Source organism: Aquabacterium sp., assembly GCF_021768455.1.
In the GTDB taxonomy this organism is placed as follows: domain Bacteria; phylum Pseudomonadota; class Gammaproteobacteria; order Burkholderiales; family Burkholderiaceae_C; genus Aquabacterium.
Map to the genome: position 1 here is coordinate 1 of NZ_JAIZVX010000169.1, position 8222 is coordinate 8222.

The 8222-nt window shown below is 64.3% G+C and carries 8 protein-coding genes and 1 tRNA gene; 3 read left to right on the plus strand and 6 right to left on the minus strand.

Going from position 1 to position 8222, the window contains the following annotated elements; translation table 11 throughout:
- Positions 1-138 precede the first annotated feature (138 nt).
- Both QZ994_RS17175 and QZ994_RS17180 read right to left on the minus strand, forming a co-directional pair.
- Positions 139-1020: a hypothetical protein gene (locus tag QZ994_RS17175; protein WP_290874509.1), complete on the minus strand. Its 882-nt coding sequence runs from the start codon at positions 1018-1020 to the stop codon at positions 139-141.
- Between the two features lie 3 nt (positions 1021-1023).
- Entirely contained in the window at positions 1024-1236 is a 213-nt protein-coding gene (locus tag QZ994_RS17180) for a DNA-binding protein (RefSeq protein ID WP_290874511.1), read from the minus strand.
- A gap of 88 nt (positions 1237-1324) precedes the next feature.
- Between QZ994_RS17180 and QZ994_RS17185 the strand changes: the two genes are divergently transcribed.
- Positions 1325-2359, plus strand: a complete 1035-nt coding sequence (locus QZ994_RS17185; protein ID WP_290874514.1) for a helix-turn-helix domain-containing protein — start codon at positions 1325-1327, stop codon at positions 2357-2359.
- Here the strand turns inward: QZ994_RS17185 and QZ994_RS17190 are convergent.
- From QZ994_RS17190 to hrcA, 4 genes are all read right to left on the minus strand, one after another.
- A complete protein-coding gene (locus QZ994_RS17190; RefSeq protein WP_290874516.1) occupies positions 2265-3371 on the minus strand; it encodes a site-specific integrase in 1107 nt (368 codons plus the stop codon). The genes QZ994_RS17185 and QZ994_RS17190 overlap by 95 nt on opposite strands.
- A 110-nt stretch (positions 3372-3481) precedes the next feature.
- Positions 3482-3558, minus strand: a tRNA-Ile gene (locus QZ994_RS17195).
- Positions 3559-3671: 113 nt separating this feature from the next.
- The gene (locus tag QZ994_RS17200; protein ID WP_290874519.1) at positions 3672-4271 is read right to left on the minus strand and encodes a hypothetical protein; all 600 of its coding nucleotides are present in this window, start codon (positions 4269-4271) and stop codon (positions 3672-3674) included.
- A 262-nt stretch (positions 4272-4533) separates the two neighbouring features.
- Positions 4534-5553 (minus strand): heat-inducible transcriptional repressor HrcA, encoded by a 1020-nt coding sequence (gene hrcA / locus QZ994_RS17205; protein ID WP_290874522.1) that lies wholly within the window; start codon positions 5551-5553, stop codon positions 4534-4536.
- Between the two features lie 94 nt (positions 5554-5647).
- Here hrcA and QZ994_RS17210 point away from each other — a divergent pair, with 94 nt between their 5' ends.
- Entirely contained in the window at positions 5648-6550 is a 903-nt protein-coding gene (locus tag QZ994_RS17210; RefSeq protein WP_290874526.1) for an NAD kinase, read from the plus strand.
- 1 nt (position 6551) lies between these two features.
- Positions 6552-8222: DNA repair protein RecN (recN, locus tag QZ994_RS17215; RefSeq protein WP_290874528.1), on the plus strand; the 1671-nt coding region annotated here is incomplete at its 3' end.

The following is an 8222-nucleotide window of genomic DNA, read 5'->3' on the forward strand; positions in this document are numbered from 1 at the left end:
CCGCTGCATCAAAAAGCAGCAGAGTAGGTTGAACACCTGGCTCAGTTTTAGATCGGCACACCCCTCATAAGTGGCTCAGTTTTCGGTCGGCGCCAACACAGTACGCGCAGAAATGCGTTCTGAGAGCGTTTTCATGGTTCAAGCACCCCTGGTGTTCCTTGCTCCCCGATCGGGGCGTGTAAGCCGCATTTGGTGGGTCAGCTCGGCAATCTTGGCGCGAGCCGCCTCCCGCACAGCAGGATCTGACACTTCAGGTTCTGCCTGGCGTCCTTCCAACCGGTCGCGTTCACGCTCCCTCGCCGCCCTTGCCATTGCCAGTCGTTTGGGTGTCCAGTCAAGCGCGGCTGCAGGGACGAATCGCCCACGCCGTGCCGCCTCCACCAATTTCGAAACCAGACCTACGGGGTACCGCACCGCGCCACGGTCTGCCAGCCCGGCAACCTCATCGAGAACTTGTTGCTGCAACTCTGGTGGGCACATCGCCATGACTTGTGCGCCGGAGACACGCTCTTGTTCGGTCATGAACCTGGGCCAGATGAGCCCTTCAATCGGCGGTGCATCCTGGTCAATCGACGCGGTTGGAGGGGTAGTAGTTGTTTCAATGACGGTTAATGGTGGTTGGGGTGACACGGGTGACACCCTTTTGATACCTCTGGTGTCACCCTTTAGCGCTCCATTTGTCACCCTTTCGGCGTCATGGTCGGCAAAGGGTGTCAATTTGACGGGGTTAGTTATCCACAGGGGATTGATGCGGTACTCGGCCGTGTGGCCGCGCCCACCGTGCCCGTTTCGCACCAGGACCAGCCACCCGGAATCACGCATCTGCGCGAGTTGGCGCTGTACGGTTCTGGGGCTCTGGCGGGTCTTCTGGGCAAGGTGGTTCACGCTGGGCCTGACGTTGGTCCCATCGTCATGCGCATGGTCTGCGCACGCCAAAGCCATCAACAGGTCGCCGCCACCCGCTGGGTAGTGCTCCCAAACCATGCTCATGATCTTGATGCTCACGATCAGCACGAACACGAATCAGTTGCCGGACAGCATGCTGGCGACTTGGGAGGTGCGGAAGTACACGCGTCGGCCAACCTTCAGCCGCGCCGTGTTGAGCTGAATGGACCAGTCATTGGCGGTGCGCAGACTGATTCGCAAGCCCTCGGGCGATCGGTCCAAAACGTTGGCCAATTGGGTCAGGCTCAACAGCGGTCCGTACTTGCTCAACAAGGTTTCTTCGATGGTCATCGTAAACATCCGGTAGGGACAAGAGACAAACGAAGGTTAGGCCTAGGCTACGTATACTTCAGCAAGTTTGTTGGACATATTGGTTGACATGAAGATTGGCGAACAGCAAGAGGCAATTCACGTTTGGGGCGGATGCAGCCCCATCGTTGCCAACGCCATCAATGCCTTCAGTGATCAATGGCATCCCTTCTCTGCGAAGTCGAGGCGGTACAACATCCACCGGCTGATTCAGGAGGTCATCGATCCTGCGATTCGTCACTACGCCGACCAACTTCCGGCAGACCACCCAGCGATTGGTGCGGCAGATCCGCCCGGCTTTTACACAGAGATGAGCCTTGGCGAGCTGACCAAGCTCGTGGGCTTCGACGTGGTGGATAAATCCATGCGCATGGCCTTGCGCCGGTACCTTCGCCAAGCAGAACGCATCGGTGCACATGACCAAGAATTCATTGCCACATGCGAGAGCACCTTGGAGCTGATCAGGCGCTGCGAAGGCAAGGCCCCAAGCCGCTCCAAAGTTGCTGACCACGAATCACTGAATGGGCAGCGGCGCCACTGGTTCTGTGAGTTGTGCGGCAACCGTTCTGAGTTCGCCTCCTTCGTTGAAGACAAGGCCTGGCCAGAGACAGATCCAATCGCCAGCGATGCACTCAAGCTGAGCACACGCTACTGCGCAGGCCATCGGCCGAAAATTGAAGGGCAGTGGAATGCCGACTACAAGCGCGCACTGCGCAGCAAGGGCTGCTTCGATGTGGAAGTTGATCGCCTGACAAGACAAAGCTGGGATCAAGCACAGCCCAGAAGTACATCAGGGAACGCCTTGATCGACCGGTTCACGTGGCATTGCATCGCGCTGCAACGCCTCTTTCCCGACGAGAAAGCTGCACTCCGTGACCTTGCTGCAGGGATCACCGAGGCCCACATCACTGACGCCAAGAAGGAAGTCGTGATGCTGGTCGCAGAAGGCATGAATCAGTCTGAGGTGGCCAGGCAGTTGGGCGTCTCACGCAACGCAGTTTCCAAGGCCCTCAAGTCGATTCCGCCGCGCTTTCGCTTCGACCTTTTGCCAGGCCATCCAGCTTTGCCACCAAGTCCTCAGCCCTCAAGTGCGTATACCGCTTGAGCATCTGCATCGACTTGTGCCCACTGATGGCCGACACCTCCTGGTCACTCAGCCCTGCCTCGACAAATCGGCTCACGGCCTCATGGCGCAGGTCATGGAAGTGCAGGTCAGGCATGCCCGCCTTGGCTTTGATCTCGCGCCACGCCTTGTTGAAGTTGTAGGGGCGGCGCTTCTCATCCTTGCCAGGCTCACCAAAGAACACCAGGTTGGTTTCCTTCTTGGGCCGCGTGGGGTTGGCCACGGCCTCGGTGAACAGCTCGGTCGCCTTCTTGCTCAAGGGCACGGTGCGCTGCGTGGTGTTCTTGGTCTGCTTGAGCAACACCACCCGCTTCTTCAAGTCCACCTGGTCAAGCTTCAGCGTGCCGATCTCTGACGACCGCATGCCCGTCTCAATGGCAATGCGTGCGATCCAGCGCAGCATGGGGTTGGAGTACTGGTCGATCAACGCAAACAGCATGGCCTCTTCCTTGGCCGACAAGCGCCTGTTGCGGCCAGCACCTGGCGATGGCCGCCGGATATTCAGCACGGGGTTGTAGATCAGCCCCAGGCCCCATTCTTTGATGGCCACGGTGAACAGATGGCCGATCAAAGCCAGCTCCAGCCGCACCGAGTTGGCGGCACGCGGCTTGGGGTTGCCATCGGCATCCAGGCGGTCCAGGCCCGCCAGGCGCTCGTCGCGGTACTTGGCCACCAGCTCGGCCGTGATGCCTGCCAGCGAGTACTTGCCAAAGTGCTTCTTGAGCGTCGCCGCTCGGTGCTTCTCGCCAGCTTGGGTGAAGGGGCGCTTGCTGGGCGTGACCTCTGCCAGGTAGCGGTCGATGGCATCTGCAAACAGCAGCTTCTCGGCAGGCGCACGCTTGACGTACATGCCGCGCACCATCTCGTCTTCGGTGGTGCGGGCCCAGTCCTCAGCATCGCGCTTGAGGCGGAAGGTCTTGGTGGTGGTGGGGAAGCCGGTCTTGCGGATGACGGCTTTCCAGGTCCCTGAATCGGTCTTGACGATGGTTGGCATGCAGGCTCTCTGAAGGATCTGTCACTGGCCACTGTACCGAATTTGTACCTTTCGGCAAAATTCGGCTTGTGACGCAGCGACCAAATTGCCCGCAAACATCGATAAATACTTGGTAGGCCGTGTTGGACTTGAACCAACGACCAAAGGATTATGAGTCCTCTGCTCTGACCAACTGAGCTAACGGCCCCCTGAGGGAAGCCGCAGATTGTAGAGCACCCCCAACGCGCGGCTCGCCACGGTCGACCTCCCGGCGCCACAGCCCCCAAAAGGCCCCGCGGCGCCAGGCACGGGCTGACGTGCTTACTTGATCAGACGCAGGGCCTCGCACTGCGGGTCAATCAAGCGGAACAAGGGGAACTTGCAGCGCGCAGGCAAGGTCTGTTGGGTGAACGACGTGGGCCGGATCCGAACGCTACCGGCGCTGCCAAAGTCGATCCGGTAGTCGACGTCCACACCGGCGGCCGTTGCCGTCGAGAAGTCGGCCAGGGCATGGCTCACGCTGGTGGCCTTGGGGCCATTGAAGCGGTTGAACGACAGGAAGCTGACCTGATCGCTCCGCGGCCTGGTGGGGCCCACATTCAATGCATTGAGGCCCACCCCGTCGGCCCAGATCGTGCCCTCCGCGTAGGAACCGATCCCATTCACCGTGAAGGTGCGGATGGCGCTGTAGGTCGAGCCACCATCGGGCGCGGTGACGGCCGTGTCGACCACGTAATCCACATTGACGGTCTTGCCATGGGCATAAGCGCTGGAGGGCGGCACGTATGCCCCGCCCTGGCTGGTCAATTCGTCGTAGACCATGCCGGTCATGCGCCAGACCTGCAGTTCGGCATGGGCCGACAAAGCCAGCAGGGCCGCAGAGGCCGCCAGGCACTTGGTGAACTTGAACGGAGCGATCATCGTGTGTCTCTGATTGAAGAATGATGGGAAGAAAGGGGATGGAGCCTGGGCATCCGGCAACCTGAAATGGCGCCGAGCCCCACACCTCGTCACGAGGTGCCCCATTTGGCCGGGCAAGCCACGGCCCACACAATCAGGGAGACACACGATCTGCATTGAACGCACATCAATCAAGGATCAAGTCACGACCCACTCAGACCAATGGGCGACCCGAGAAGCAGGCCAAGTCAGGATGCAGCGCCGCTGCGCCCTCGCCTGCTCTTCACTTCACGCTCAGCGCGTTGCTCACCAACCGTGACGTGATGTCCACAATCTCGATCATCCGGTCATAGGCCATGCGGGTGGGGCCGATCACGCCCAGCGTGCCGACCACCTGGCCATTGATCTCGTAGGGAGCCGAGACGACCGAGAGCTCTTCAAACGGCACCACCTGGCTCTCGCCACCGATGTAGATGCGCACGCCCTCTGCGCGGCTGGAGCCGTCCAGCAGGCGCATCAGCTGGGTCTTTTGCTCGAAGAGGTCGAACAGGCGGCGCAGCGAGCCCAGGTCGTTCGAAAAATCCTGCACCGTCAGCAGGTTGCGCTCGCCCGAGACCACCAACTGCTCGGTGCTTTCGGCCATGGCTTCACCGCCGGCCTGCACCGCCTGGCCCATGAGGCTGGCGATGTCGCTGCGCAGTTGGTCGACCTCGCTCTTGAGCCGGGCGCGCATCTCTTCGATCGTCAGACCCGAGTAGTGCGCATTGAGGATGTTGCTGGCTTCGATCAGCTCCGGCTGGGCAAAGTCCTGCGCGGTGAAGATCACGCGGTTCTGTACGTCGCCATCGGGCGCCACCAGGATCACCAGCACGCGCTTTTCGCCCAGCCGCAAAAACTCGATGTGGCGGAAGACACTGGCCTTGCGCGGCGCGGTGACCACGCCCACGAACTGCGACAGGCTCGAAAGCATGTGCGCTGCGCTGGCGATCACGCGCTGGGGCTGGTCGGGCTGAAGCTGGTCGCGGGTCTCGTGGGCCAGATCGCCGATGCCGCTGGGGCGGGCCGTGAGCATGGTGTCGACAAACAGCCGGTAGCCGCGGGCCGTGGGCACGCGCCCAGCCGAGGTGTGCGGGCTGACGATGAGGCCCAGCTCCTCCAGGTCGGCCATCACGTTGCGGATGGTGGCGGCCGAGAGGTCCAGCCCCGAGGCGCGCGACAGCGTGCGCGACCCCACCGGCTGCCCATCGGCGATGTAGCGCTCCACCAGCGCTTTGAGGAGGATCTTGGCTCGGTCGTCCAGCATGTCGAATTGATTTTAGGCGCAGCTGGCGCACCACGCTCCCCACGCCCGAGGGAAACGCACGGTTTGTCATGGGCGCTGTGGTGTAATTCCCCGCATGCCCAGCCTGCCAAACTGCCGTTTTCGTCATGCCGCCCTGGTGGGCAAGTACCAGGCCCGCGGCATCCGCCCGGTGCTGGAAGACGTGGCCCAGATCCTCGTGAGGGCCGGCCTCGACGTCTCGATCGAGCACGACACCGCCCAGAGCACCGGCATGGTCGACTACCCCTCGCTCAGCCTGAAGGACATCGGCCGCCATTGCGACGTGGCCGTGGTGGTCGGTGGTGACGGCACCATGCTGGCCATTGCCCGCGAGATGGCGCCCTTCGACATCCCCCTCATCGGCATCAACCAGGGGCGCCTGGGCTTCATCACCGACGTGCAGCTGAAGGACATGGCCACGGCCCTGCCGCTGATCCTCGGCGGGCAATACGAAGAAGAAAAGCGCGCCCTGCTGGCCGGCGCCGTGTTGCGCCCCACCCGCGATGGCGGGTTCGACACCATCTACGAAGGCTTCGCCATCAACGAGATCGTGGTGAGCCGCGGCGCCGTGGCCTCGATGGTGGAGTTGCGCGCCGAGGTCGACGGCCTCTTCCTCGCCAACTACCGCGCAGACGGCCTGATCGTGTCCACGCCCACCGGCTCTACTGCGTACAACCTGTCGGCAGGTGGGCCCATCATGCACCCGGACCTGGGAGGCTGGACCATCGTGCCGATTGCCTCGCACACGCTCTCGAACCGGCCCATCGTCGTGCCCGACACAGGCACCGTGAGCATCGAGATCGTGGCCGCCCGCGACGCGAGCATGAACTTCGACATGCAGAGCCTGGCCAGCCTGCTGCCCGGCGACCGCGTCACGGTGCGCCGCTCGGCCCACCGGGTGCGCTTCCTGCACCCCAAGGGCTGGAACTATTACGCCACCCTGCGCCGCAAGCTGCGCTGGAACGAAGGAGTGAGTTGAGATGCTGCGGCGCCTGACCCTGCGCGATTTCGTCATCGTCACCCACCTGGAGGTGGACCTCGGCGGCGGTTTCACCGCGCTGACGGGCGAGACCGGTACCGGGAAATCCATCCTGATCGACGCCCTGCAGCTGGCCCTGGGCAGCCGCGGTGACGCGGGCGTGGTGCGCGAAGGCGCCGCCCGGGCCGACATCTCTGCCGAATTCGACCTGCCCGCGCCCCTGGCGCAGCGCCTCGCACCCTGGCTGGACGAGGCCGGCTTCCACGCCACCGACGACGCCCAGGGCACCAGCCTGCTCCTGCGCCGCGTGGTCGACGCCCAGGGCAAGAGCCGGGCATGGGTGAATGGCAGCCCCGCCACCGTGACGCAACTGCGCGAACTGGGCGAGCACCTGGTCGACATCCACGGCCAACACGCCTGGCAAAGCCTCACCCGCGCCGATTCGGTGCGCGCCCTGGTGGACGCGCAGGCCGGTGTGGACACGACCGCGCTGCAACAGGCCTGGGCCACCCGCCGCGAGGCCCAGCGCCGCCTGGACGACGCCCGCGCCCGCCAGGCCGACCTCGACCGAGAACGCGAACGCCTGCAGTGGCAGATCGGTGAACTCGCCAAACTCAATCCCCAGGCCGACGAGTGGGACGGCCTCAACACCGAGCACCAGCGCCTGAGCCACGGCCAGGCCATCCTCGATGCCGCCCGGCTGGCGCTGGACGCGGTGGCCGAGGCCGATGACAGCGCCGAGTCGCTCACCTCTCGCGCCATCGATGCCCTGGAAGACGTGGCCGGCGTCGACCCCAACCTGGGCAACGCCCTGACCGTGCTGCGCGAGGCCCAAGCCCAACTGCAGGACGCCGCCCACAGCCTCAACAGCACCCTGAACCACACCGAGCTCGACCCGGAGCGCCTGGCCGAACTCGATGGCCGCATGGGCTCGTGGATGAGCCTGGCGCGCCGCTACCGCCGCCAGCCCGCCGACCTGCCCGAGCTGCTGCAAGGCTGGCGGGCCGAATTGGCCGAGCTGGACGCCGCCGCCGACCTCGCCGCCCTGGAGCGCGAGGCCCTGAAGGCGCACCAGGCCTGGCAGAGCGTGGCCAAGGTGGTGTCGGCCCAGCGTGCGCAGGCTGCGCCCGCCTTGTCCCAGGCTGTGAGCCAGGCCATGCAGGAGCTGGGCATGGCCGGTGGCCGCTTCGAGGTGGCGCTCACGCCTCAGACCGAGCCCCAGGCCTTCGGGCTGGAGTCGGTTGAATTCCTGGTGGCCGGTCACGCGGGCAGCACGCCGCGCCCGCTGGGCAAGGTCGCCTCGGGCGGTGAGCTCTCGCGCCTGGCCCTGGCCATCGCCGTGACCACCACCCAGCGCGCCGAGGCCTCGGCCCAGGTCGGCACCCTGATCTTCGATGAGATCGACTCCGGCGTCGGTGGCGCCGTGGCGGACACCGTGGGCCGCCTGATGCAGCGCCTGGGCCATGGCCGCCAGGTGATGGCGGTGACCCACCTGGCCCAGGTCGCGGCCTGCGCCCACCAGCATCTGCTGGTGTCGAAGGCGCTCAGCGGCGGGCAAACCACCTCCGACATCCGCGAGGTGAGCGGCCCGGCCCGCACCGCCGAGGTGGCCCGCATGCTGGGTGGCGCCCAAACGGAAACCAGCCGCGCCCACGCCCAGGCCATGCTCGAC

What these genes read in the sequence shown, in the direction of transcription:
- QZ994_RS17180 (WP_290874511.1), bottom strand. Translation starts at nt 1,236, where the DNA reads ATGACCATCGAAGAAACCTTGTTGAGCAAGTACGGACCGCTGTTGAGC.
- QZ994_RS17185 (WP_290874514.1), top strand. Translation starts at nt 1,325, where the DNA reads ATGAAGATTGGCGAACAGCAAGAGGCAATTCACGTTTGGGGCGGATGC.
- QZ994_RS17190 (WP_290874516.1), bottom strand. Translation starts at nt 3,371, where the DNA reads ATGCCAACCATCGTCAAGACCGATTCAGGGACCTGGAAAGCCGTCATC.
- QZ994_RS17200 (WP_290874519.1), bottom strand. Translation starts at nt 4,271, where the DNA reads ATGATCGCTCCGTTCAAGTTCACCAAGTGCCTGGCGGCCTCTGCGGCC.
- hrcA (WP_290874522.1), bottom strand. Translation starts at nt 5,553, where the DNA reads ATGCTGGACGACCGAGCCAAGATCCTCCTCAAAGCGCTGGTGGAGCGC.
- QZ994_RS17210 (WP_290874526.1), top strand. Translation starts at nt 5,648, where the DNA reads ATGCCCAGCCTGCCAAACTGCCGTTTTCGTCATGCCGCCCTGGTGGGC.